The sequence below is a fragment of the Methylobacterium sp. Leaf102 genome (genome assembly GCF_001422425.1).
GTDB lineage: Bacteria > Pseudomonadota > Alphaproteobacteria > Rhizobiales > Beijerinckiaceae > Methylobacterium.
The window spans coordinates 1-22886 of sequence record NZ_LMMX01000009.1; the positions used below are offsets into that span (position 1 = coordinate 1).

Below are 22886 nucleotides of genomic sequence, written 5' to 3' on the forward strand. Positions count from 1 at the left end.
CCTGTGCGAGCAGCACGGGTCGGACGCCGGCCGGTGGTTCCTCGAAGCCGGATTCGGCCGCGTCGACCACCCGAACCCGCCGACCTTCGCCAGCCTCGACGCCGCCCAGGACTGGATCACGCACCGCCTCGCCACGACGGCAAGCTCCGCACTGTGATGCCGAGCCCGGGTGCCGATCCGCATGGGCGGCGGCAAATCGCGCCACACCGACCACCATCCCGTCGGCGCCGTCGCCGATGCGGCCGCTTCCGGCGCGTTCGCTCGGGATCGTCGGCACCCAGGCCGGGCGTAGCATCCGCGCAGCGAGCGAGCTGCGGTGCGTCCATGTCCGGATCGCGAGCGGCCGTGTCCGCTGCGCCCTCGAAGGCGTCGGCGCGACTGCATCGCGCCACCGGCAGGTGCCGGCTGGTCGCGACGGCATCGCTCACCCCCTGGTCCGGGTGGCGCACCGGTCCGCCGGGATGGCGGCGGTCGGACGGCGCGCCGCGGTGCGGGCCCCGGCGCCGTCGTTGGCAAGCCCCGCAGGGTCGTGGGCAAGCCCCGCAGGGTCGTTGGCAAGCCCCGCAGGGTGGCAGGCGCAGCCGGCGGCACGGCGCGCTTTCGCGAGGGCCGCGAGGGTCCTGGGATCGGCACCGTCCGCGCGGGCCTGCGCCTCCCACGCGAGAAGATCGGCGAAACGCCGCTCTCCACCGGTCAGCGGACCCACGGCGAAATCCTCCCGTATCGCCGCCCGGTCCCGCTCGCCCAGCGGCCGCTCCGTCGTCGCCGGAGGCCGGGAGGGCGCCCGCTCGGCCATGGGTCTCACGCCAGTTCGGAGGTGGTCCGATCGACGGCCGGCGCGCGCACCCGTCCATCCCGCCGGGGAATCTCCGCGTCGATCCGCCGGAACGTCGCGAGCGCCTGTCCGACGATCTGGTCCATGTTGTAGTAGCGATAGGTGGCGAGCCGGCCGACGAACCAGACATTCCGCTCGTCGCGGGCGCGTTGCTCATAGCGCTTGTAGAGCGCCTGATGCGCGGCGCACGGGATCGGGTAGTAGGGCTCGCCCTCGGCGGACGGATACTCGTAGGTGAGGGCCGTGCGCGGATGCGTCTGCCCGGTGAGGTGCTTGTATTCGGTGACCCGAGTGTAGGCCTCCGTCTGCGGATAGTTGACCACGCCCACCGGCTGGTGCCACGCGACGTCGCGTGTGACGTGCTCGAAGCGCAGGCTGCGATAGGGCAGGGGGCCGTAGCAGGTGTCGAAGTAGGTTTCGATCGGACCGGTGAAGATGGTGCGCCGCGCCCGTGCGGTGGGACTGAGGCTGCGGAAGTCGGTGCCGAGCGCCAGCGTGATGTTGGGATGGTCGAGCATCGCGGCGAACATCGCCGTGTAGCCGTGCTTCGGCATCGCCTGATAGCGATCGGTGAAATAACGGTCGTCCCGGTCGGTCCGGGTCGGAACCCGAGCGGTCACCGACCGGTCGAGCTCGGAGGGATCACGGCCCCATTGCTTGCGGGTGTAGCCGCGAAAGAACAGCTCGTAGAGTTCGCGGCCCACCGTCGAGACGACGACGTCCTCGGCGGTTCGGATCTCCTCGACGGGCTCCGCCCGGGCGGCGAACCAGGCTTCGAGCTCGGGGGACGTCAGAGACAGTCCGTACAGCCGGTTGATCGTGTCGAGGTTGATCGGGATCGGCACGCGCTGGCCGTTCACCTCGGCGAGGACCCGGTGCTCGTAGGGCCGCCAGGCCGTGAAGTCGGACAGGTAGGCGAACACCGCCTGTGCGTTGGTGTGGAAGATGTGCGGCCCGTAGCGGTGGATCAACAATCCGTCGGCGTTGAGACAGTCGTAGGCGTTGCCGCCGATGTGGTCGCGCCGGTCGACCACGAGGATTCGCTCGCCCCGCTCGCGCGCGAGGCGCTCGGCGAGCACGCTACCGGCAAAACCGGCTCCGACGATCAGCCAATCGTACATCGGTCTCGAACCTCGACTGTTCGGGCCGCGGGGAGGGCGCGCAGCGGACGGCCCCATCGCGGACGGGAGGGGATCAGACGGTCTCGCGCAGCACCGGACGCGGCGAATCCGACATCGGTTCGCCGAGGACCGCCATCATCCGCGCCTCCATGTCGGCCCAGGTTCGATCCCAGGAATCGCCGGCGAGGCGGGCGTCGACACGGGCGAGCCACGGCGCCCGTGCACGCGCCATCAGGGCTTCGGCCGCGAGGGCGGCGGTGCCCGACGTGTCGGCGATTTCGACGAGGCCGGCCTCGCCGTACCCGCGCACCACGTCGACGATGGGCGTCGAGATCACAGGCAGGCCGGCGGCGAGAAATTCCGGCGTCTTCGTCGGGCTGATGAACCGCGTCGCGGCGTTCAGGGCGAACGGCATCAGCCCTAGATCCCAATGCGCCAAGTAGTCCGGGAGATCGTCGTAGAGTTTCGGTCCGAGCCAATGGATGTTGGGCCGCTTGGGTAGTTCGGCCGGATCGATCTTCACGACGGGACCGAGGATGACGAACTGCCACTCCGGCCGAAGATCGGCGAATTGGGCGAGGAAGTCGGCGTCGAACCGCTCGTCGACCACGCCGAAGAACCCGAGGCGCGGCCGGGCCAGGGCGGCCTGGTCCGCCGGGTCCGGGGTCGTGCCATGGCGGGCACGGGCGAAATGCGCGGTCTCAACGGAGGACGGGAAGCAGTGGATGTCGGGATGGGCATCGCGCTTGGCGGCGTAAAGACTGTCGGAATGGTACGCTTTTGGACTTCAGATGAACCAGTCCGCCTTCCCAGGCCCGACATCAGCGAATTCAAGTTGGTCGGCAAAGGCTGATCGAACCAGTCTACGATTTGGATGACCACTCTGAAAACGTGTGCGCGCCATCTCTGCATATTTGACCGGCTCGCTATTGGAAATGGTCCAGCGTCCATCCGTGCCAGAGTTCTTCTCGGCAACGATATTTGTAATGCGGGTGTCATTCTTCGTCGGATATTCTATATGAAAAACATCCCTTTCCTTATCGAATACGATTGGAAAACATTCGCCGTCGAGTGCTTCTGTCAAAGGTTTCATTGCGAGAGCCCTATAGTGCTAGCGAACCTTGCGCAGATGAGATGCGCGATACCATTTTAGTCGGCGTATGAAACTCGCGCTTGTCCTCAAGAATATCTTTAACCGTGAGGAACTGGAGGCGGTCATACATTACGCCACCGTACTCAAATTGACCGGCAAGCGAGGCAGCTTCCCGCATGGCTTTTGAGGGCTCCTGCAGAGATAGGAAGCCGGCCATTTCGGTGTCCTGCTGATCCGCCAGAACGCCCCTCAAATCGCGGACATCACCGGGCTTGAGCTTTCCGCCCTTCACGGAAAGAACCATGGCCTTGAGACCGTCCTTGGTCTCAAAATACATGCGGCCGTCAATACCTTTGTCGCCGGTCTTCTTCGTCGGAAAACCGCCAACTCGCTCCACAAGCCAATGCTCGAATTGGAAGGGGTCGCGCTTAAAGAGGTGTTCGGCCTGCTCAACACTCACGGGTATCCCATCAACGTCGAAGTCGTGCCCTTCAACGAGCCGAAATTTCGGGCCTGCAAGTATTTCTCTCACAAGTTTTATCGAAAGGATTGCAATGTCGCACCCGACCCATTTGCGATCAAGTTTTGCTGCCGCGTAAATTGTTGTCCCACATCCACAAAACGGATCAAAAACCACATCTCCTTTATTAGTAGAAGCTTTGATTATTCTTTCCAAAAGCGGAACAGGCTTTTGTGTTGGATAGCCAAGTCTTTCATCAGACTGCGAATTCATTGCTGGGATATCTGTAATAACGTCTTGAATAGAGTTACCTTCGGCGACATCGAGGTATCTCTTGTATCGCGGGAAAACACCTCGCTTGGGCCAGACGACGATCTCGGCGGCTTCCAGAACTTCCAGCCGCTCTTGCACGTCCATGGCGGCATAGCCTGCCGGGTGCTTGAACCACTTCGGTAGAGCGCGGTCTGGGGGAAGCTCCCAATGTCTTCCCTTAAGCGTCGGATCGATGCCCTTCCATGGCAGACCAGAACTGCCCTTCCTAACGCCAGGGCCATCTAGGGTCACGAGTTGGTAGGCTCCATGCTGGTCTTTGGAACCATAGTGGGAGGCGATGTAACTCGCATCGTAATTTTGAAATACTCGGTTCCAAGTAAACTTTTCAGACGCAGAATAAAACAAGATTACATCATGCACAGGACCCCACTTCTTTGCCCTACCATGGGCATTTGTCCTCTGCCATATTATCTCGTTTTGAAAGTTCTTATGCCCAAATATGCCATCCATCATCACTTTGATATAGTGACTAGCTGTAGGATCGCAGTGTAAATAAATTGAGCCTGTCGGCCTTAATATGCTCTTCATGTATAAAAGGCGTTGCACCATGTATATTAGATATGCCAGCAAATCGCGCTGCGTGTAACGTAATGCATTAATCCATAGACGCCAAAATTCGACATAATAATCTTCAACACCATGCTCACGCATGAGCATAGGCATCGCTTTCGCAAGTTCTTCCTTCTGCGGGTCCATCTCCCAGGTGTCACAGAATGCGTCGGCCTGATCCGGCACCGGCTTTCCGGTCATGCTTTTGTAAATAAGATTATAGTTTTGCTTAGAATTGAACGGCGGATCGAGATATATTAAGTCAACCGAATACTTTGGCATCCTCTGCATAATAGTGATATTATCGCCATAATAAAGATGGTTCACGCTACGCTCCAACAAACATGGCGACAGAATTACCGAATGAGCACTTTTCTTTGCGGCGATTATACTTGTAGCAAGCCTCGGCTATATAAAGCGGCATGTACTTTCGGCTGTAGTGGTGGTGAGAACCATACCAAGCCCGCTTCACAGAAGCCCAAAATCCTTCAATCGTGTTGGTGTGAACTTCGCCTTCCACGTAGCATCGAGCATGCTTGATCACAGAATGCAGCATCGTTTCTGCGATGCGGTTGTATCCAGCATATTCATCCGTGATCAGTACCGTGCCGGCAGGGTCAACGAACCGCTTCATGAACCGCGAAATGCCCTTCGCAGAAAGATCGCCCGGCTCAGCAACGCGGGCTACAACACGCCCACCACGTTCAACCGCTCCAATCACTGGCACCTTGCTCGTGCCGCGCCCGCGCTTGGCTGGCTTATCGCCATCTTCGTCACGATTGTTGCCCTTACGAGGCTTGCCGCCGACGTAGGTCTCATCGGCTTCGACGATGCCGTACAGCAGGCGCGACTCATCGGCGTCCGCTGCCATCGCCGTGCGAATGCGCTGCATCATGCTCCACACTGTCGGGCGACGAATGCCGGTATCGCGGGCGATCTGATAGGCGCTAGCGGACTTCTTCGCGTTCAGCATCAACGCCAGAACGAGAAACCATTTTTGCAGCGGCATATGCGTGCCATGGAACAGGGTGCCGACCGTTACTGCAAAGGCACGGGTGCATTCGTGGCACTGCCAACGCTGGCTGGCCCGGTCGCCGCTTACGTGCCGACCGACCTTTTCGCTCCGGCAGTAGGGGCACACAGGACGGCCATGCCACCGCACCTGTTCGAGGTAGTCGACGGCCTGCTCTTGGGTCTGGAAAGTCTGAAAAAGCTCAAGGACGTTCATGTCTGGACCGCTACGGCGCACCATCGCCGAAACACCCTACCAAACTGCTACGCTAGATCAAGTCCAAAAGCGTACCATTCCGAAGACTGTAGCCACCGGTGAAGACGAGGTCGGCGGTGGCCAGCAGCGTCCGTTCCTGCGAGACCAAGGCGTCCGAGGCACCCCGGAAGGCCGACAACTCGTCCATGTTGTCGTAGATCGTCAGGTCGCGGTGCAGCGTCTGCGTAAAGGCGAGGGCGGCCGGCGTATAGTACCAGAACACCCGCGTGCGATGACGGGAGCCATCCAGTTCCCGTGCGACGAGGCCGTGCAGGACCTGCGTAAGGGACTGCGTGTCGGCGGGATCGACGATGGGAACGAGCACTTCGAGGGACGGGCCGACGCCCTCGCGTTTCAGCCGCGCCGTACCGCCCGCCTCGAAGACCGGCTCCTCGATGAAAAGGACGTCGAACCGCTTTGCGGCGCGGGTGAGAAGGTGCTGCGGGCGCTGACGGACGAAGTTCCAGCGCAGATGAGAGAAGCACACAAGCAGAGGGCGTGGACGGGACGATGGATCGCCGTGCTGTTCCGCGGTGGATGCGCGATATTCCGGAGCAGGACTTCGATACCCAAAAGTGGGAGGAGTATTCAGAACCATGAGATCCGACACGCCGACCGGATCGGGCGAAAGTCCAGATTCCTGCTTCACGTTTCGCGTCCCCTCTACGAGGTCGTTGGGCGATCACCCGAGAACAGATCTCGTACAATTCGGGATCGATAAAGCGTTGATATTTTCGCTGCCGAACCCTGTCGTTCTCATAGGTTAAAGATTGCGGCGGTATTCATGGTCAGTATTACGAGATGGAGTCTGATTACGATTTCGGGCGGTAGACGATGATCGGTGCGAAGTCGGAACAGCGGCCGCCCGGTTCGCGGTGGGTCGGTTCGTGAGCGCCGGCGGCGCGCCACTCGAACTCTGGGGCGGCTTCGAATGCACCGTCGCGCGGATCGGAGACCGATTCCGGGATCAGGTGCGCGAGACCGGTCATCGCTGGCGCAGCGCGGATCTCGACGCCGTCGCACGGCTCGGCATCCGCGCCCTGCGTTATCCGCTCCTGTGGGAGAGCGTCGCGCCGGAGGTTTCGGCGACGCCGGATTGGTCGTGGCAGGATGCGCGTTTGAACAGGCTTCGGCGCCTCGGCATCGTTCCCATCGTCGGCCTGCTCCACCACGGCAGCGGACCGTTCGGCACCGGTCTCCTCGATCCTGACCTGCCACGGCTGTTCGCCGCGTATGCCGATCGGGTCGCCCGTCGCTACCCCTGGCTGCGCCAGTTCACGCCGGTCAACGAACCGCTGACCACGGCGCGGTTCGCCGGCCTCTACGGCCATTGGTATCCCCACGCGCGCAGCGAGGCCGCGTTCCTGCGCATGGCGGTCAACCAATGCAAGGCGAATCTCCTGGCCATGCGGGCGATCCGCCGGCTGATCCCCGCGGCGCGCCTCGTCCAGACCGAGGGCATCGGACGGACGTTCAGCACGCCGGCCCTCGCGGGCCAGGCGGCCTACGAGAACGCGCGACGCTGGCTCAGCCTCGATCTCCTGTGCGGCCGGGTGGATCCGGCCCATCCCTGGTACGGGCGCCTGATCGATCATGGCGTTCCGGCGGCGGATCTGGCCCTGCTCGCCACGGGGGAGGGAGCGCCCGGCCTCATCGGGGTCAACCACTACCCCACGAGCGAGCGCTATCTCGATGGCCGTCTGCGGGCCTATCCGGCAGCCTCGCGGGGCGGCAACGGCCGCCAGCGTTACGCCGACGTGGAGGCCGTGCGGGTCGCCCTTCCCGAGGGCGCCACGGGTCCCGCCGCCCGCCTCACCGAGGTGTGGGAGCGCTACCGCATTCCCGTCGCCGTCACCGAGGTGCACCACGGCTGCAGCCGTGACGAGCAGCTGCGCTGGCTGGCGGAGGTGTGGAACGCCGCCACGGCACTGCGCGACCGGGGCGTGCCGGTGGAAGCCGTGACCGTGTGGTCGCTCATGGGCGCGGTGGATTGGAACAGCCTGCTCGTCGACCGCGCGGGGATCTACGAGCCCGGCGCCTTCGACATTCGGGCACCGAAGCCCCGCGCGACCGCCCTGGCGACGGCCGTGCGCGCCCTCGCGACCACCGGACGCTACGACCATCCGGTCCTCGATTCGCCGGGCTGGTGGCACCGGCCGGTCCGGTTCTACCGGCGGCAAGCGGGCGCGGTGGCAATGCGCCCGGACCGCGCCCGTCCGCTCCTGATCCTCGCTGTGGATGGCCGCCTCGCACAGGGCCTGGTCCGGATCTGCCAGGACCGGGGGTTGCACCGGGTGACGGTGCCGGCCGGCGCGTCGGAGGAGGACCCGACCCTCGACGCCCTCATCGCCCGGCATGCGGCCTGGGCGATCATCGACGCCGCCGGCCTCGACGCCGATGCGGCGGGCCGGGAGGATTCCGGCGCGGCCCGCCCGGTCTGCGCCGACCGGGCGGGCCGCATCGCCGCGGCCTGCGCCCGCGCGGGCCTCCCGCTCCTGACGTTCTCCAGCGATCGCGTCTTCGACGGCAGCCTCGGCCGACCCGCCGACGAGGCGGATCCCGTCAGGCCCGACGGCCCCTACGCGCACGGCGTCGCGGCGTCCGAGGCACGGATCCGATCACGGCATCCACGGGCACTGATCGTCCGCCCCGGCCTCGTCTTCGATGCGCCCGACCCCGCTTTCGCAGCCGTGCCGCTCCGCGACGCGCACGGAGAGGGGACGGAGACGCCTCCCGGCCAGCCCGAGCTCCTGTCCGTCAGCTATCTGCCGGACCTCGCCCATGCGGCGCTGGATCTTCTCATCGACGACGTGTCCGGGCCGTGGCACCTCGTCAACCGTGGGGCGGTGGACCGGGACGCAGCCCTCGCGGAGATCACGCACGGTGTCGCGGGGCATTCGCCGACGGCCGTCGGATCCGGGATCCTGCGGATCAACCGCGCGCTCACGAGCACGCGCGGCCTGCTCATGCCGACGCGGGCGAGCGCCCTGCAGCGCTTTCGCGATGCCGTCGCGGCGGCGTCCCCCCTAGCCGTGCGGCAGGCCGCGGAATGACTGGTACCCAGGGCGGCGCCGTTCCAGGCCCGGTGACCCGGGACGCCGGCGCGCTCAGCCCGACGCCGTTCCTCGGCGGGTTCGAATGCTCGACCCATCGCCGCCGCGACGGGCAGCGCCTCGACCTCATCGCCGCGACGGGTCACGACACCTGGGCGGCGGCCGATTACGCGGCCCTGCGGGCCCTCGGGCTCGGTGGCGTCCGCGACGGCCTGCGCTGGCACCGGATCGAGGTCGCGCCCCGGGTGTACGACTGGTCGAGCGCCCTGCCGATGCTGCGGGCGGCCCGCGCCAGCGGTCAGCGGGTGATCTGGGACCTCTGCCATTACGGTTGGCCCGACGACCTCGACATCTGGTCCGAGGCCTTCCCCGTACGCTTTGCCGCGTTCGCCGCCGAGGCCGCCCGGATCGTGGCCGCCGAGACGGACGGCCCGCCCGCCTTCTGCACCGTCAACGAGATTTCCTACTGGGCCTGGGCCGGGGGCGATGTCGGCCGCATGGCGCCCCTCGCCCTCGAGCGGGGGCCGGAGCTCAAGCGCCAGCTCGTGCGCGCCTCCGTCGCCGCGACGCGGGCGATCCGCACCGCGGTGCCGGACGCGCGCTTCCTCCATGCCGAACCCCTGATCCACGTCGTCGCCGGCAGCCCGGAGGACGTGCCCGCCGCCGAGGCCTACCGGACGGTGCAGTACGAGGCCCTCGACATGGTGAGCGGGCGCCTCTGCCCAGAGCTCGGCGGCGGTCCCGATTGCCTCGATGTCGTCGGGGTGAACTTCTACCCGGACAACCAGTGGGTCCATGACGGGGGAACGATCCCCCTCGGCCACCATGCCTACCGACCCCTGCGCCACATGCTGGCGGAGGTTCATGGCCGTTACGAGCGTCCGCTCCTGGTGGCGGAGACGGGCGCCGAAGGCACGGCCCGGGCGGCGTGGCTGCACTACGTCTGCGGCGAGGTTCTGGCCGCGCGCCGCGGCGGCGTCCCGGTCGCGGGGATCTGCCTCTATCCGATTCTCGATTATCCCGGGTGGGACGACGGGCGCCCCTGCGCGGTGGGCCTGTTGTCCGCACCCGACCGAGACGGACGACGGTTCTGCGATCCGGATTTCGCCGCGGAACTCCGACGCCAGCAGACTCTGTTCACGCAGGCTCCAGGCGCCGCATGAAGGATGGTCCCCTGGTCGCCCCGCACCTGTCCGGTCCCGGCCGGTTCATCCGGCATCACCTGCTGTGCTGGCGCTGGCATTTCGGATCGCTGTTCACCCTCGTGGTCGCGGCCTCCGCCTGCGGCGTCGGACAGCAATACGTCCTGAAGCAGTTCGTCGACGCCATGACCCGGTCGGCCGACGCCGCCTCGGCCGTCACGGCGGTGCTGCTGCTGTTCCTCGGCCTCATTGCCGCCGAGGGCGTGCTCGCGCGGCTCACGGGGTGGCTCGCCTGCCGCACCACCGTGGGCGTCGGGGTCGGCCTGCGCCTCGAACTCTTCGACGAACTCAGCGCGCAGTCGATGCGCTACTTCGCGGAGAACCGCGCGGGCTCCCTCGGCCAGCGCATCACCGCCACGGCCGGCAATTTCGGCGCCCTCATCAACACCCTGGTGTGGCGCATCATTCCGCCGGTGGTGGATGTCGGCGGCGCGGTGATCATCTTCGCGACCATCGACGGCCGGCTCACCGCCGCCCTCCTGGTCTTCGTCCTCGGCGTCACCCTGGGCCTGATCGTGTTCGGGGAGCGCGGCCGCCCCCTCCACCGCGCCTATTCGGGCGAAGCGGCCAAGGTGGCGGGCGACCTCGTCGACACCATCACCAACATGTGGACGGTGAAGGCCTTCTCGGCCCGCCGCCGCGAATGGCTGCGCCTGCGCACCGGGTTCGAGGCCGAGGCGACGGCGCAGCGCCGGAGCTGGATGTACCTCGAGGTGGCCCGGCTCCTCCACGACCTCGCCCTCTGGGCGATGGCCGCCGGCATCCTGACCTGGGCGGTGATGTTGTGGAGAAGCGGGCACGCCAGCCCCGGCGAGGTGGTGGTGGTGGCGAGCCTGACCCTGCGCATCCTGCACAGCTCCAAGGACATGGCTCTCTCCCTCGTGGACGTGGCCCAGCAATTCGGCTTCGTCGAGGAGACCCTCGCGGTCATCGCCCAGCCGCGGACGGTGCCGGATGCGCCGGGTGCGCCGGACCTCGTCTGCGGCGGCGGCCGCATCGAATTGCGTGACGTCGCCTTCGCGTACGGGGCGGGACGGCGCGTCCTCGACGGCGTCACCCTCACGATCCCGGCCGGCCAGAAGGTCGGCATCGTCGGGCCATCGGGCGCCGGTAAGTCGACCCTGGTCCAGCTCCTGCAACGACTTCACGACGTCCAGCACGGCACCATCCTCATCGACGGCGTGCCCATCGCGTCCGTGCGCCAGGATTCCCTGCGCGACGCCCTCGCGGTGGTGCCCCAGGAGATCAGCCTCCTGCATCGCAGCGTGCTGGAAAACATCCGTTTCGCCAGACCCGAGGCCGACGACGCGGCGGTGTTCGCGGCCGCGCGGGCGGCGGCCTGCGACGGGTTCGTCCGCCGACTCCCCGACGGCTACGAAACCGTCGTGGGCGAGCGCGGTGCCAAGCTGTCGGGGGGGCAGCGCCAGCGGATCGGTATCGCCCGCGCCTTCCTCAAGGATGCACCGATCATCCTCCTCGACGAGGCGACCTCCGCCCTCGACACCGAATCCGAGATGGCGGTGCAGGCCGCCCTAGTGCGGATCATGCGTCGGCGCACGGTGGTCGCCGTCGCGCATCGCCTCTCCACCTTGACGGGGTTCGACCGCATCCTCGTGATCGACCAGGGCCGCGTGGTCGAGGACGGCAGCCCCGCCGCCCTGCGCGGGGCCGGCGGCGTGTTCGCGCGGATGTGGCAGCTCCAGGCCGAGGGGCTGCCCGGCCATGACGGACCCGTGGAGGCGCAGAGCCGGGCGGACATCGCCCGCATCGCCTGACCCTTCGCACCGGCGTGGTTCGGTGCACGATCACCGCCGTGCGGACCCCGCACTCGCCCGATCAAGCCGAAGTGGCGTGCCCCGTCGGCTCCAGCCGCTCGGTCACCGGCCCGTCGGCATCGGTGATCCGTATGCGGACGGGGACCGATTTCGCCGCCGGGGTCTTCGACGGCCCGTCGTGGTGAGACAGCGGCATCAACGGATTCATCTCGGGGTAGTAGGCCCCGAGGCAGCCATCCGGCAGAGAGAACGGCACGACCTTCAGGCCGTAGACCGTCCGCTCGATGCCGTCCTGCGCATCGCTGACGAGGGCGACCACCTGTCCCTCGCGCAGGTTCGCCCGGGCCATCTCATCCGGATTGACCAGGAGCACGTCGCGCGTGCCCTCGATGCCGCGCATGCGGTCGCTATAGCCGTAGATGGTGGTGTTGAACTGGTCGTTCGAGCGCAGGGTGATCAGGCGATAGCGTCCCGGGGCTTCGGAGAAGCCCACGGCGTTCCTCTGCTTCGGCGTCGTAAAGGCCGCTCGCTTCGTCTCGGTCTTCCAGATGCGCTCGCGGGCCGAATTGCCCCGATAGAAACCGCCCGGGGTCCAGAGGCGTTCGTTGAAGTCGCGGAACTCGGGTCCGTAGGTTCGCTCGATCGCATCCCGGATCAGGCCGTAATCCCCGACCCAGGCGTCCCAGGTCACCTTCGGGTTCGGCGCCAGGGTCGCCTTGGCGATCCCCGCCACGATGTCGACCTCGGATTTCAGGTGCGGGCTCGCGGGCGTGCGGCGGCCGAGGGAGCCGGAGATGCAGCTGAACGTATCCTCCATGCTGACCGCCTGCGGGCCGGTGGCCTGCCGGTCCTCCTCAGTCCGGCCCCGGCACGGCAGCAGGTAGGCGATCTCGCCGTTGACGAGATGCGACCGGTTGAGCTTCGTCGCGACCTGCACCGTGAGGCGCATCTTCGTCCAGGCCGCCTCCATCAGGTCCCGCTCCGGGATGGCGCGGACGAAGTTGCCCCCGAGCCCGATGAAGCTGCGGATCTCGCCGGACAGGATGCCCTCGCAGGCCTCGACGGTGTTCACGCCCTTGTCGCGCGGCGGTTCGAAGCCGAACTGCTCGGCGAGCTTGTCGAGGGGCACCAGTTCGGGCTTCTCCGAGATGCCGACGGTGCGCTGACCCTGGACGTTGGAATGGCCGCGCACGGGCGAGATGCCGGCGCCGTCGCGCCCGATATTGCCCTTCAGCAGCAGCAGGTTGACGAACAGCGCGACGTTCTCGAACCCGTTCCTGTGTTGCGTCAGGCCCATGCCGTAGATGCCGATCACCCGGTCGGCCTTGACGTAGACCTCGGCCGCGCCCTCAATGGCCGCGCGCGACAGGCCGGATTCGTGCTCGATCTCGTCCCAGGGCGTCGCCCGGACCTTCGCCTCGAACGCGTCGAGGCCCGTCGTGTGCTGCTGGATGAAATCGACGTCGAGGACGCGTTCGCCCCGTTCCTTCGCGGCGTCGTCGGCGGCGAAGACGTGCTTGCACAGGCCCATCAGCACCGCGATGTCCCCGCCGGGCCGGACCTGATGGTACTGCGAGCTGATGCGGGTTTCCTTCCCGGTCAGCATCTCCACCGGGCTCTGCGGATTGGTGAAGAACTCCAGGCCCCGTTCGCGGACGGGATTGAAGGTCACGATCTCGACGCCGCGCTTGGCCGCCTCCTGCAGGGGATGGAGGAAGCGCGGGGAGTTCGACCCGGTGTTCTGTCCGAAGAAGAACATCGCGTCGCAGTTCTGGAGATCGTCGAACACCACCGTGCCGACGCTGGCGCCGATGGTCTGCTTGAGGGCCACCGAGGTGGTCTCGTGGCACATGTTCGAGCTGTCGGGCAGGTTGTTGCAGCCGTAGAGCCGGGCCAGCAGCCCGTAGAGATACGCTGTTTCCAGGCTTGCGCGGCCCGAGGAATAGAACACCACGGATTTCGGAGCGAGGCGCTTCAACTCGGCGCCGATCTCGGCGAACGCCTCGTCCCAACCGCAGGGCACGTAGGTGTCGGTCGCGGGGTCGTAGCGCATCGGATGCGTCAGGCGGCCCTGCTGTTCGAGTTCGTAATCCGTCCAGGTACGGAGTTCCGTCACCGTGTGCTCGGCGAAGAAATCGGGCGTGCAGCGCAGGGAGGTGAGCTCCCACAGGGTCGCCTTGGCGCCGTTCTCGCAGAACTCGAACGGGTGGTAGTCCGCGGGCTTCGCCCAGGAACACGACACGCACATGAAGCCCTTGGGCTTGTTCTGGCGGAACAGGGTCTCGGTCGCCAGCGGCGTCGCCCATTCCCGGCCGAAGATCTCGGTGATGCCGCGTACGGAACCCCAGCCGCCGGCCGGACCGTCATAGTGAGCCGTCGTCTCGTCGTCGGACATTCGCGTGCTCCACGTCGGCCATTCGGGTCTGGGCAAGTTGCGTGAAAGGAACGGCTCACTCGGAGAAATAACTCGGGGCGCATCCAAGCTGACGAAGTGGTAAAGCCTACCCTCATTCGCGAGATATAACCCATGTTGTAGACCGAAGGCTGCGTTGGGTCTTGGTTGGCGATGGCGCAGTGCCTCGGCACACTCCGTTTTCGACCCTATCGTCATGGTTCGCGAACGGTTTTGTCTTGCGCGTCTTGAAGGCGTCGGGTGCCGTGGCACGGGGTACGTGCGAGGGATGGTGCAGATTTTTCGTCCGGGGGCCGACACGGTCGTCCGCTTCGTCCTCGCGTCGCTCGCCACGGTCCCGGTCTTCGCCGTCGGGGTCGCCTACGCGGTCTGGCGCTCCCCCTACGTCACGGGGCAGGGCGTCACCCGCGAGCAGCCGGTGCCGTTCAGCCACGCGCATCACGTCGGCGGCCTCGGCCTCGATTGCCGCTACTGCCACACCGCCGTGGAGAAGGCGGCCTTCGCGGGCATTCCGCCCACGGACACCTGCATGTCCTGCCACTCGCAGATCTGGACCAATGCGCCGATGCTGGCCCCCGTGCGCACCAGTCTCGCCGAAGGGCGCTCCCTGCGCTGGCGCCGCGTCCACACCCTGCCGGGCTACGTCTACTTCAATCACGCCGTGCATGTCGCCAAGGGTGTCGGCTGCACCACCTGCCACGGCGAGATCCAGACGATGAAGCTCGTCCGGCAGGCGGCCCCCCTCACCATGGGCTGGTGCCTCGACTGCCACCGCGATCCGGCCCCGAACCTGCGCGCCCGCGATGCAGTCTTCGACACGGCCTGGACCGCGCCCGCCGATCAGGCCGCCCTCGGGGCGCAGCGGCTCAAGGAATACCACATCCGCTCGCCCGAGCGTCTCAGCGAATGCTCCCTATGCCACCGCTAGGCCCGCCCTCGCGGCGCGAGCCCCTCACCTCGCGGCGCGAGGCCCTGACCCTCCTCGGCGCCGGCATCGCCCTGGCGGCGGGCGGGTGTACGAAACCGTCCGAGGAGATCGTGCCCTACGTGCGGATGCCGGAGCGCCTGCTGCCCGGCGTGCCCGTGCGCTACGCGACGAGCCTGTCGCTCGGCGGCTTCGCCCGCGGCGTCCACGCCATCGCGGTGGACGGGCGCCCCATCAAGATCGAGGGCAATCCGCTCCATCCGGCGAGCCGCGGCGCAACGGACGTCTTCGCCGAGGCCGCGATCCTCGACCTCTACGATCCCGACCGTTCGCGCACGGTGACGGAACACAGGAGCGGCATCGCCTCCTGGGAGATGTTCGAGCGCGCCCTGGCCGGGCCCCTGGCGCGGGCGCGCAGCCGCAACGGCGCCGGCTTTCACCTCCTCACCGGGCGGGTCACCTCGCCGACCCTCCTGCGCCAGATCGCGTCCCTCCTGCGGGCGATGCCGGACGCCGTGTGGCACGTCCACGAACCGGTGGACGACACCCACGCGACGCGCGGCACCGTAGAGACCTTCGGCCGCCCCCTGAGGGTGCTGCCCCGGCTCGACCGCGCCGAGGTGATCCTGTGCGTCGGGGCCGATCCCCTCGGGCCCGGCCCGGATCAGGGCCGCTTGGCCTCCGGTTTCGCCGAGCGCCGCCGCGACCCGGGCCGGTTCGGCCGGCTCTACGTCGCCGAATCCGCACTGACGCAGACGGGGATCAAGGCCGATGCGCGCCGCGCGCTGCCGCCGCACGCGCAGGCCGCCCTGCTCGTCGCCTGCGCCAACGCCCTCGGGGCCGGATTGCCGGCGCCCGACGCGAGCGAGGCGGTCCGGCGCTTCGCCGAAGCCGTCGCGGCCGACCTCGCGGCGCATCGCGGCCGCGCCCTCCTCCTCGTCGGTCCGGCTCTGGCGCCGGAGCATCACGCCCTCGCGCATTGGATCAACGCCCGCCTCGACGCCCCCGTGGACGTCATCGAGCCCCCAGACCGCATCGACGGGCGTACCCCCGCGGGGCTCACCGCCCTCGCGGCCGCCCTCGATTCCGGGACCGTCGAAGGCCTCGCGATCCTCGATTGCAATCCGGTCCTCACCGGCGGCCCCGACCTCGATCTCGGCTCCCGGATCGGCCGGGCGGCGTTCAGCGTCCATGCGGGCACCCACGGGGACGAGACGGCCGGCGCCACCCACTGGCACCTGCCGCTGGCCCACGAACTCGAGGGCTGGTCCGACCTGCGCGCCGTCGACGGCACCGCCAGTCTGGTCCAGCCCCTGATCCGGCCCCTCTACGGCGCCCGCTCGATCCACGAGATCGTGGCCTTGTTCGGCGAGTCCCCGGCCCGGTCGGGCTACGACCTCGTGCGCGAGACTTGGCACGAGACCTGGAGCGAGACTTGGCGCGAAAGCCGGCCGGACCGCGAGGCGGCGGCGTTCGAGGAATGGTGGCGCCGGAGCCTCCATGACGGCGTGATCGCCGGCAGCGCGCCGGCGACGATCACGGTGACGGATCCCGCGCCGCCGAGCCCGCCGCCCCGGATAAGGTCCGGCTTCACCGTCGAACTGCGCCCCGATCCGTGCCTGTGGGACGGGCGGTTTTCCAACAACGCCTGGCTTCAGGAATGCCCGAAGCCGATCTCGAAGCAGGTCTGGGGCAACGCCCTCGCCCTGTCGCGCGGCGAGGCGGACCGGCGGGGCGTCGGGGCCGGCGACGTGGTGCGCCTGAGCGCGGCGGGGCGGAGCGTCGAGGTGCCCGTCGCCGTCGAATCCGGCGTGGCCGACGGCGTCGGCGTGCTCACCCTCGGGTCCGGCCGCGCTCGCGCCGGGGCCATCGGCAACGGCATCGGGGCGGATGCCTACCGCCTCGTGTCCCGGGCCGAGCGCTGGCTCGTCACGCCCGTCGACCTCGCCGCCACGGGCCGCACCGGCGCGGTGCTGCGGACGCAGAATTACGTGCAGGTCGAGGGCGAGACCGCGAAGCTCTTCCCGCAAATCGATCTCGCCGACCTCGCGACCGCCCAGCCGAAGGGAATCGGCGCCGACCAGCCGTCGCTCATCGAGGCCTGGACCGGGGATGCCGATGGCCATGCCTGGGCCATGGCCATCGACACGAATGCCTGCATCGGCTGCAACGCTTGCGTGGTCGCCTGCCAGTCGGAGAACAACGTCCCGGTGGTCGGCCCGGAGGAGATCGCGCGGGGCCGGATGATGCACTGGCTGCGCATCGACCTCTACGATGCCGGCACGCCCGAGGCGGTGAAGGCCGGGTTCCAGCCCGTGCCGTGCATGCATTGCGAGCACGCGCCCTGCGAGCCGGTCTGCCCGGTGGCGGCCTCGGTGCACGATGGCGAGGGCCTGAACCTGCAGGTCTACAACCGCTGCGTAGGCACCCGCTTCTGTCAGGCGAACTGCCCCTACAAGGTCCGCCGCTTCAACTTCTTCGGCTACGCCGACGGTCAGGAATACGCCAACCTCGACGCCGAGCCGATCCGGGCGCAGCGCAACCCCAACGTCACCGTGCGGGCGCGCGGCGTCATGGAGAAATGCACCTACTGCGTCCAGCGCATCGCCACGGAGCGGCAGGGGGCCGAGCGGGACGGCCGCGCCATGAACGACGTGGTCACCGCCTGCCAATCGGCCTGCCCCACCCGGGCGATCACCTTCAGCGACCTCGCCCGGCCGGGCAACCCGGTCTCGGCCCTGCGGGCGGACCCGCGCCACTACGCGCTGCTGGAGGAACTCAACACCCGCCCGCGCACCACCTACCTCGCCAATCTGCGCGCGCCGAACCCCGATTGGGCGGAGGACCACACGTGAGCGGGGTTGGGCAGCAGCAAAGCTGGATCGCGCCCGCGCGCCTCGGCGACGCCGAGATCACGGCCGCCGTCGCCGATCCGATCCAGAAGCGCGGCCCCGGCAAGGCGTGGTTCGTCGCCCTGCTCTGCGTCCTGCCCTTCGTGCTGCTGACGCTCGTCGCCATCGGGGCGGTGCTCACCGTGGGCATCGGCCTGTCGGGCGTGAACACCACGGTGGTGTGGGGCGTCTCCATCGCGAATTACGTCTGGTGGATCGGCATCGGCAACGCCGGAACGCTGATCTCCTCGATGCTCCTGCTGACGCGCCAGCACTGGCGCGCCTCCATCAACCGCTTCGCCGAGGCCATGACCCTGCTGGCCGCCGCCATCGCGGGCCTGTTCCCGATCATCCACCTCGGCCGGCCGCTCTACGCCTATTGGCTGGCGCCCTACCCGAACACCATGGACCTGTGGCCGCAATGGCGCTCGGCCCTGGTCTGGGATTTCTGGGCGATCCTCAGCTACCTGCTGTTCTCCCTGATATTCTGGTTCACCGGCCTGCTGCCCGACCTCGCCACCCTGCGCGACCGGGCCACCACGCGGCCGGGACAGATGATCTACGGCGCCCTGGCCCTCGGCTGGCGCGGCTCGGCCCGGCACTGGCAGGTCTACGAGACCTTCCACATGACCATGGCGGCCCTGGCGATCCCCCTCGTCTGCTCCGTCCATTCCATCGTCGGCCTCGACTTCGCCGCGAGCCTGATGCCCGGCTGGCAGGAGAGCCTCTTCCCGCCCTACTTCGTCGTCGGGGCGATGTATTCGGGCTTCGCCATGGTGGTGGTGCTGGCCATCGCCATCCGCTGGGGCCTGAACCTCCAGGCGATGATCACGCGGACGCATTTCGACGCCATGGCGAAGGTGATGCTGTTCGCCAGCATCGTGATGACGTTCTCCTACGCCACCGAGTGGTTCATGGCCTGGTACGGCGGCGAGCACGCCGACAGGACGGTGGTGGGCTATTTCTTCACCGGCGATTACCGCTGGCTCTACGCCGCGCTGCTGTTCTGCAACTGCCTCGCCCCGCAGGCCCTGTGGTTCCCGGCCGTGCGGGTCGACTTGCGGGCGCTCGCCGCCCTCGCGATTCTGATCAACGTCGGGATGTGGCTCGAGCGCATCCTCATCGTCTGGAACACCCTCGCGCGCGGCTACGCCGTCAGCCTGTGGCGGACCTACCAGATCAGCCTCTACGACCTCGCGATCCTATTCGGGCCCCTCGGGTTGTTCGTCCTCGGCTTCCTCGTCCTGGCGCGCCTGCTGCCCCTCGTGTCGATGCACGAGGTCCGCCAGCTCAGCCACCGCGCGGGCGCCGCATGAGCGGGTCCCGCCCCCACCTCCTCGCCGAGTTCGAGACGCCCGAGGCCTTACTGCGGGCGACCCGCCTCGGCCATGCCGACGGCCACAGCCCCGTCGACGCCTTCACGCCCTTCCCCGTGGAGGATCTTGCCGGATTGTTCGCGCCCACGCGCCGATGGGTCCGGCCCGCCATGGCGATGGCGGGCTTCGGCGCGGCGGGGCTGATGTACGCCCTGCAATGGTACAGCGCGGTCCACGCCTACCCGCTGAATTCCGGCGGGCGGCCCCTGCATTCCTGGCCGGTCTTCCTCCTCGTGCCGTTCGAGGTCGGAATCCTCGCCGCCGCCCTGGCGGGCTTCGTCGCCATGCTGGCCGCCTGCGGCCTGCCGCGCCTGCACCATCCGCTGCACGCGATGCCGCAATTCGAGCGGGCGAGCCAGGACCGCTTCCTGCTCCTCATCGCCCCGAAGGACGATCCGAGCGCGTTGCGCGGGCTCCTCGAAGGGGCGGGCGCCCGCCTGGTGTCGGAGATGCACCCATGAGGCGGTCCCGAGACGCGCGCCGCACGCTCCGCGTGGGACTCGGCGCCCTCGCGCTCCTGCTGCCGCTCGCGGCCTGCGACGACCAGTCGATGCGGGTCCAGAAGCGCTATCGGGTCTACGGCAAGGCGGCCCTGTTCGCCGACGGCGCCGAGGCCCGGACACCCCCGGACGGCACCGTGGCGCAGGGCGATCTCGCGGCCGAGGCGGCCTTGCGCGATGCGCCCCCCGTCGACGCCGCTCTGCTGCGGCGGGGCCGGGCGCGCTACGACGCCATCTGCACGCCCTGCCACGGCTATACCGGCCACGGCGACGGAATGATCGTCCAGCGCGGCTTTCCCGCCCCGCCCTCCTTCCACGAGGACCGCCTGCGGGCGGCGCCGGCGGGCTACCTCGTCGCCGTGATCACCGAGGGCTACGGCGTGATGTATTCCTACGCCGCCCGCGTCGAGCCGCGGGATCGCTGGGCCATCGCCGCCTATATCCGCGCCCTGCAACTCGGTCAGGGCGCCCGCGTCGCCGACGTGCCGGGTCTCGCGGAGGCGCTGCCATGACGGGCGCGCCGTCGATCGCCGACGCCCTGGCGCGGGGCTGGCTCCTCGCCTGGATCGTCTGGAGCATGATCCCCATCGGCAGCCTCGTCTGGGTGATGATCCACGCCGTCACGGGCGGCCGGTGGGGCGACGCTCTCGCCCCCGCCCTGCGGCCCGCCACCGCCCTGGTGCCCCTGGCCGCCCTGACGTTCCTCGGCATCGCCGCCACCCTGCCGGCCCTCTACCCCTGGGCGGCCGATCCGGGGCGGGTGAAGGCGGATGTCGCGCGCCTCTACCTCAATCCGGTGGCGTTCGATCTGCGGGCCGGCCTCGCGCTCGCGGGCTGGTCGGGCCTCGCCCTCCTCATCCTGGCGGGGCGCTGCACCCGGCTGGTGGCCGGCCTCGGCCTCGCCTTCTACGGGTTCAGCCTCAGCCTCGTCGCCGTGGACTGGATCCTGTCCGTCGAGCCTGCCTACGTCTCCTCCGCGTTCGCCGCCGACATCGCTCTGCACCAGATGCTCGCCGCCCTCGCGTGGGCGGCCCTGGTGGGCGTGCCCGGCCGCGACGGACAGCGGACGGGCGACCTCGCCCAGCTCATTCTCGCGACCCTCCTGGGCGTCCTCTACATGGGCCTGATGGCCTACGTGGTGGCGTGGTACGGCGACCTGCCGCCGAAGGCCGCGTGGTACCTGAAGCGTGGCGAGGGCACTTGGCGGGCGCTGCTGCTCGCCGCCTTCGTGGTCGGCGGCCTCGTCCCGTTCGGGATGCTGCTCTTTTCTGCCGTGCGCCGCAGCGCGGCCCTGCTGCGGGCGGTGGGCGTCCTCGTCCTCGTGGGCCTCGCCCTCCACCTCGCCTGGACGCTCCTGCCGGCCTACGGCGACGGTGCCGGTGCCGCCGCGGCGGGCGGGCTTGCGGGCCTCGCCGTTCTGGCCCTGCTGTCGCGCCGCGCCGCGCGATTCACCGCGCGCACCTTCGCCGACGCCTCAGCGCCGGAGAGCCGGCATGCCTGAGCCCATGCCTGAGCCGTCGCGCGACCGTATCCACGACGACGTCGCGGACCACGCCGATCCCGGCCTCGAAGCGCCGGGCATCGCCCTGAAACCGGTGCTGCTCACGGGCCTCGGCATCGTGGCGTTCATCGGGGCGTCGCTGGCCGGCCTGTGGCTGTACTACCGGAGCGAGGTGCCGGGGCCGGTCGCTCAGGCGCCCCGCGCGTTTCCCGGGCCGCAGCTCCAGCAGAATCCCGGCGGCGACCTCGCGCGGTTCCTCGCCGATCAGCGTCACCGGCTGCAGGGCTACGGGTGGGTCGACCGCGACCGCGGCATCGCCCGAATGCCCATCGGGGAGGCCATGCGCCGCCTCGCCGATCGGGGCGCGACCGCCTACGCCGCGCCGGTCCAGCCCGAACGCTGGCCCAGCCTCGGAAGCCGCGGCGGCGCGGTCAGCGCGCTCCCGGCGCCACGGGGGAGCCCCGGCGCCGCCGCGGCGTCCGGTCCCGCCGGCGGGGGCGCCCCATGATGCAGCGTTTCGTGCCCGCGTGGCTCATGCCCGAAGCCGCCTCGACGCAGGCCGCCAAGGTCGACGCGATCTTCTTCGGCCTGACGGTGATCTCGGCCGCCATCGTCCTCGTGGTGGTCGGCCTCGTCGTCACCTTCGCGATCCGGTTCCGGCGCGGCTCGAAGGCCGATCGCGGCGCCCTGCCGAGCGTCGTGTCGCGCGAGTTCGAGATCGGCTGGACCGCCGCCACCCTGTTCGTGTTCCTGTTCATCTTCTGGTGGGCGGCCTCGGCCGAGATCGGCGCCTACACTCCACCGAAGGACGCCATCGAGATCCACGTCGTCGCCAAGCAGTGGATGTGGAAGACGCAGGCCTCCAACGGCGCCCGCGAGATCAACGAGCTGCACGTGCCCGTGGGCGCGCCCGTGCGGCTGATGCTGACCTCGCAGGACGTGATCCATTCGTTCTACATCCCGGCCTTCCGCCTGAAGCGCGACGCCGTGCCGGGCCGCCAGACCGAGACCTGGTTCCAGGCCACCAAGACCGGCACCTTCCACCTCATGTGCACGGAGTTCTGCGGCACCGACCACTCGCGCATGCTCGGCCGCGTCATCGTCATGGAGCCGCAGGATTACGCAGCGTGGCTCTCGGCCCAGCCCGAGGGCGACGACCTCGCCCATGCGGGCGAGCGCCTGTTCACCGCGCGCGGCTGCGCCGGGTGCCACGCACCGGGCTCCACGATCCACGCGCCGGACCTCGCCGGGCTATGGGGCAAGACCATTCCCCTCGAAGGCGGCCGCACCGTCACGGTGGATGCGGCCTATATCCGCGATTCGATCCTCCAGCCCGCGCGCGACATCGCCGCCGGTTACGCGCCGATCATGCCGAGCTACGCGGGCCTACTGACGGACGGAGAGGTGCAGGAACTCACCGCCTATCTCCGCGCCCTCGGGGCCGGCCCCCGCACCGTGCGCAGCCCCGGCGTGCCGCCGCTCTCCTCCCGCGTGCCGGGGTCCGCTCGCGAGCGCAGCCCTGCCATGGTGCCGGGCGCGCCCGTCGCGGACACGCCGGCCCCCGCCGGACCGGCGGTGGGCCCGTGACCCGC

The 22886-nt window shown here is 68.4% G+C and carries 19 protein-coding genes and 1 pseudogene; 12 read left to right on the plus strand and 8 right to left on the minus strand.

Annotation, left to right across the window (positions count from 1 at the left end; all coding sequences use genetic code 11):
- Nucleotides 1-424: 424 nt before the first annotated feature.
- The 7 genes from ASF27_RS22150 to ASF27_RS07360 all read right to left on the minus strand — a co-directional run bounded on the left by ASF27_RS22150 (nt 425) and on the right by ASF27_RS07360 (nt 6307).
- Nucleotides 425-805, minus strand: coding sequence for a hypothetical protein (locus ASF27_RS22150; protein WP_156467480.1), 381 nt, complete (start codon nt 803-805; stop codon nt 425-427).
- The gene (glf, locus tag ASF27_RS07345) at nt 802-1956 is read right to left on the minus strand and encodes a UDP-galactopyranose mutase (protein WP_056358924.1); all 1155 of its coding nucleotides are present in this window, start codon (nt 1954-1956) and stop codon (nt 802-804) included. Before glf ends, ASF27_RS22150 begins: the two co-directional genes overlap by 4 nt.
- A 73-nt stretch (nt 1957-2029) precedes the next feature.
- A complete protein-coding gene (locus tag ASF27_RS07350) occupies nt 2030-2683 on the minus strand; it encodes a glycosyltransferase (RefSeq protein ID WP_082478863.1) in 654 nt (217 codons plus the stop codon).
- Between the two features lie 60 nt (nt 2684-2743).
- Nucleotides 2744-3049: a hypothetical protein gene (locus ASF27_RS22155; RefSeq protein WP_210166265.1), complete on the minus strand. Its 306-nt coding sequence runs from the start codon at nt 3047-3049 to the stop codon at nt 2744-2746.
- 10 nt (nt 3050-3059) lie between these two features.
- Nucleotides 3060-4718, minus strand: a complete 1659-nt coding sequence (locus ASF27_RS21480; protein WP_156467482.1) for a DNA methyltransferase — start codon at nt 4716-4718, stop codon at nt 3060-3062.
- A 1-nt stretch (nt 4719) separates the two neighbouring features.
- A complete protein-coding gene (locus ASF27_RS21485; RefSeq protein ID WP_162238641.1) occupies nt 4720-5619 on the minus strand; it encodes an IS1595 family transposase in 900 nt (299 codons plus the stop codon).
- Nucleotides 5620-5671: 52 nt separating this feature from the next.
- Complete coding sequence (locus ASF27_RS07360; RefSeq protein ID WP_156467483.1) at nt 5672-6307, minus strand: hypothetical protein; 636 nt, start codon at nt 6305-6307, stop codon at nt 5672-5674.
- 214 nt (nt 6308-6521) lie between these two features.
- Here ASF27_RS07360 and ASF27_RS23380 point away from each other — a divergent pair.
- The 4 genes and pseudogenes from ASF27_RS23380 to ASF27_RS07375 all read left to right on the plus strand — a co-directional run.
- Nucleotides 6522-7670: pseudogene (locus ASF27_RS23380) on the plus strand (family 1 glycosylhydrolase); the annotation flags it as partial.
- A 183-nt stretch (nt 7671-7853) separates the two neighbouring features.
- A complete protein-coding gene (locus tag ASF27_RS23385; protein ID WP_277996069.1) occupies nt 7854-8711 on the plus strand; it encodes a sugar nucleotide-binding protein in 858 nt (285 codons plus the stop codon).
- Nucleotides 8708-9874 carry a hypothetical protein gene (locus tag ASF27_RS22570; RefSeq protein ID WP_056358936.1) on the plus strand — a complete coding sequence of 389 codons (1167 nt, stop codon included), beginning with the start codon at nt 8708-8710 and terminating at the stop codon, nt 9872-9874. The genes ASF27_RS23385 and ASF27_RS22570 overlap by 4 nt, the downstream gene beginning before the upstream one ends.
- Nucleotides 9871-11688, plus strand: coding sequence for an ABC transporter ATP-binding protein (locus tag ASF27_RS07375; RefSeq protein ID WP_056358939.1), 1818 nt, complete (start codon nt 9871-9873; stop codon nt 11686-11688). Before ASF27_RS22570 ends, ASF27_RS07375 begins: the two co-directional genes overlap by 4 nt.
- Nucleotides 11689-11749: 61 nt before the next feature.
- Here ASF27_RS07375 and ASF27_RS07380 read toward each other — a convergent pair whose 3' ends face one another.
- Nucleotides 11750-14083, minus strand: a complete 2334-nt coding sequence (locus ASF27_RS07380) for an FdhF/YdeP family oxidoreductase (RefSeq protein WP_056358941.1) — start codon at nt 14081-14083, stop codon at nt 11750-11752.
- A 286-nt stretch (nt 14084-14369) separates the two neighbouring features.
- On the opposite strand from ASF27_RS07380, the gene ASF27_RS07385 reads away from it, so the two are divergent.
- Genes ASF27_RS07385 through coxB form a run of 8 tightly spaced genes read left to right on the plus strand, consistent with a single transcriptional unit; the run spans nt 14370 to nt 22881 of the window.
- Nucleotides 14370-15029 (plus strand): cytochrome c3 family protein, encoded by a 660-nt coding sequence (locus tag ASF27_RS07385; protein ID WP_056358943.1) that lies wholly within the window; start codon nt 14370-14372, stop codon nt 15027-15029.
- Nucleotides 15017-17881, plus strand: a complete 2865-nt coding sequence (locus ASF27_RS07390) for a 4Fe-4S dicluster domain-containing protein (protein WP_056358948.1) — start codon at nt 15017-15019, stop codon at nt 17879-17881. The genes ASF27_RS07385 and ASF27_RS07390 overlap by 13 nt, the downstream gene beginning before the upstream one ends.
- Nucleotides 17878-19233, plus strand: coding sequence for an NrfD/PsrC family molybdoenzyme membrane anchor subunit (gene nrfD / locus ASF27_RS07395; protein WP_056358951.1), 1356 nt, complete (start codon nt 17878-17880; stop codon nt 19231-19233). Before ASF27_RS07390 ends, nrfD begins: the two co-directional genes overlap by 4 nt.
- On the plus strand, nt 19230-19754 hold the full coding sequence (locus tag ASF27_RS07400) for a DUF3341 domain-containing protein (RefSeq protein ID WP_056358953.1): 525 nt from the start codon (nt 19230-19232) through the stop codon (nt 19752-19754). Before nrfD ends, ASF27_RS07400 begins: the two co-directional genes overlap by 4 nt.
- A complete protein-coding gene (locus tag ASF27_RS07405; RefSeq protein WP_056358956.1) occupies nt 19751-20305 on the plus strand; it encodes a cytochrome c in 555 nt (184 codons plus the stop codon). Before ASF27_RS07400 ends, ASF27_RS07405 begins: the two co-directional genes overlap by 4 nt.
- 14 nt (nt 20306-20319) lie before the next feature.
- Entirely contained in the window at nt 20320-21294 is a 975-nt protein-coding gene (locus ASF27_RS07410) for a hypothetical protein (protein WP_056359024.1), read from the plus strand.
- Nucleotides 21287-21802, plus strand: coding sequence for a hypothetical protein (locus ASF27_RS07415; protein WP_056358957.1), 516 nt, complete (start codon nt 21287-21289; stop codon nt 21800-21802). The genes ASF27_RS07410 and ASF27_RS07415 overlap by 8 nt, the downstream gene beginning before the upstream one ends.
- Complete coding sequence (gene coxB / locus ASF27_RS07420; protein ID WP_056358962.1) at nt 21799-22881, plus strand: cytochrome c oxidase subunit II; 1083 nt, start codon at nt 21799-21801, stop codon at nt 22879-22881. The genes ASF27_RS07415 and coxB overlap by 4 nt, the downstream gene beginning before the upstream one ends.
- Nucleotides 22882-22886 lie beyond the last annotated feature (5 nt).

Bases quoted from the DNA above. Each gene is read 5' to 3' on its own strand.
- ASF27_RS07380 (WP_056358941.1), bottom strand. From the start codon at position 14,083: ATGTCCGACGACGAGACGACGGCTCACTATGACGGTCCGGCCGGCGGC.
- coxB (WP_056358962.1), top strand. From the start codon at position 21,799: ATGATGCAGCGTTTCGTGCCCGCGTGGCTCATGCCCGAAGCCGCCTCG.
- ASF27_RS21485 (WP_162238641.1), bottom strand. From the start codon at position 5,619: ATGAACGTCCTTGAGCTTTTTCAGACTTTCCAGACCCAAGAGCAGGCC.
- ASF27_RS07390 (WP_056358948.1), top strand. From the start codon at position 15,017: ATGCCACCGCTAGGCCCGCCCTCGCGGCGCGAGCCCCTCACCTCGCGG.
- glf (WP_056358924.1), bottom strand. From the start codon at position 1,956: ATGTACGATTGGCTGATCGTCGGAGCCGGTTTTGCCGGTAGCGTGCTC.
- ASF27_RS22570 (WP_056358936.1), top strand. From the start codon at position 8,708: ATGACTGGTACCCAGGGCGGCGCCGTTCCAGGCCCGGTGACCCGGGAC.
- ASF27_RS07385 (WP_056358943.1), top strand. From the start codon at position 14,370: ATGGTGCAGATTTTTCGTCCGGGGGCCGACACGGTCGTCCGCTTCGTC.
- ASF27_RS07405 (WP_056358956.1), top strand. From the start codon at position 19,751: ATGAGGCGGTCCCGAGACGCGCGCCGCACGCTCCGCGTGGGACTCGGC.
- ASF27_RS07415 (WP_056358957.1), top strand. From the start codon at position 21,287: ATGCCTGAGCCCATGCCTGAGCCGTCGCGCGACCGTATCCACGACGAC.
- ASF27_RS22155 (WP_210166265.1), bottom strand. From the start codon at position 3,049: ATGAAACCTTTGACAGAAGCACTCGACGGCGAATGTTTTCCAATCGTA.
- ASF27_RS23385 (WP_277996069.1), top strand. From the start codon at position 7,854: ATGCGCCCGGACCGCGCCCGTCCGCTCCTGATCCTCGCTGTGGATGGC.
- ASF27_RS07375 (WP_056358939.1), top strand. From the start codon at position 9,871: ATGAAGGATGGTCCCCTGGTCGCCCCGCACCTGTCCGGTCCCGGCCGG.
- ASF27_RS07400 (WP_056358953.1), top strand. From the start codon at position 19,230: ATGAGCGGGTCCCGCCCCCACCTCCTCGCCGAGTTCGAGACGCCCGAG.